This window comes from Variovorax sp. 20P10.2.4 (genome assembly GCF_058244205.1).
Genome location: NZ_JBZAYE010001163.1, coordinates 1 through 1,170, shown reverse-complemented (window position 1 = coordinate 1,170; position 1,170 = coordinate 1). Strand labels below are relative to the sequence as shown.

Here is a 1,170-nt window from a genome sequence, read left to right as displayed (position 1 = left end):
GCTGCCGAGGCGGTGCGCGTGGAGCGCGGCAACGGCGTCACGGCGCTCGAGCGCACGCCGGCCGCGAGCCTCGACGTGGTCTTCCTCGACCCGCCCTTCGACAGCACCACGCTCTACGAACCCGCGCTGCGCGCCGCCGCGCGCGCGGTCCGCGCGGGTGGTGCCATCTACCTCGAGGCACCGCGCCGCTGGAGCGACGAGGAGGCGGCCGCGCTCGGCCTCGTCGTGTTCCGCCACTTGAAGGCCGGCGCGGTGCATGCACACCTTTTGATGCATGCCGCACACGGCACTGCATAATCCGCCGACCCAAGCCGCATCGGCTGCATGAGGAGGTAGCAACCATGGCCAGCAACGTGATCGCGGTTTATCCCGGCACTTTCGACCCCATCACCCTCGGGCACGAGGACGTGGTGCGGCGTGCGACCCAACTGTTCTCGAAGGTGATCGTCGCCGTGGCGGCCGGTCACCACAAGAAGGCGCTCTTCACGCTGCAGGAACGCATCGAGATGGCGCGCGAAGCCGTCAAGCCCTACAGCGACCAGGTCTCGGTCGAGAGCTTCTCGGGCCTGCTGCGCGACTTCGTCGTGGCGCGCGGCGGCAAGGCCATGGTGCGTGGCCTGCGCGCCGTCACCGACTTCGACTACGAGTTCCAGCTCGCGGGCATGAACCGCTCGCTGATGCCCGACGTCGAGACCGTGTTCCTCACGCCCAGCGACAAGTACCAGTTCATTTCCAGCACCTTCGTGCGCGAGATCGCGATGCTCGGCGGCGAGGTGCACAAGTTCGTCTCGCCCAACGTCGAACAGCAGCTCGCGGCCAAGGTCCGAAGCCTCGGCAGAGAGTAGGCGCCGCCGATGAGCGGCGCGCTGGCGCCCCGTTTGCACCTGTTGGGCGACGCGGCGCTGCTGTGCGACCTGCCCGGTCCCGCCACGTTCGTCCAGCAGCAGAAGATCTGGGCGCTGGCGCGCGAGGCCGGCCGCTGGAGCGGCGTCGGCGAAGTGCTGCCGGGCATGAACAACCTCACGCTGACCTTCGATCCGACCGCGGTCGACCTCGAGGCGCTGAGCGCGCGCGTGCTCGAGGCCTGGCCGCGGCTCGAGGCCGGCGGCATCGAGGGCCGCGACATCGAGATCCCCGTGGCCTATGGCGGCGAGCACGGTCCCGACCTCG

At 69.7% G+C, this 1,170-nt stretch carries 3 protein-coding genes; all 3 read left to right on the top strand.

The annotated features are described in order from the left end of the window. Positions 1-297 (top strand): RsmD family RNA methyltransferase (locus tag AC27VN_RS41990; RefSeq protein WP_490880588.1); only part of this gene is annotated, 297 nt, incomplete at its 5' end. A gap of 44 nt (positions 298-341) precedes the next feature. Next, a complete protein-coding gene (gene coaD, locus AC27VN_RS41985) occupies positions 342-845 on the top strand; it encodes a pantetheine-phosphate adenylyltransferase (protein ID WP_057596071.1) in 504 nt (167 codons plus the stop codon). A 9-nt stretch (positions 846-854) separates the two neighbouring features. After that, positions 855-1,170: carboxyltransferase domain-containing protein (locus AC27VN_RS41980; RefSeq protein ID WP_490880587.1), on the top strand; the 316-nt coding region annotated here is incomplete at its 3' end.

Bases quoted from the DNA above. Each gene is read 5' to 3' on its own strand.
- coaD (WP_057596071.1), top strand. From the start codon at position 342: ATGGCCAGCAACGTGATCGCGGTTTATCCCGGCACTTTCGACCCCATC.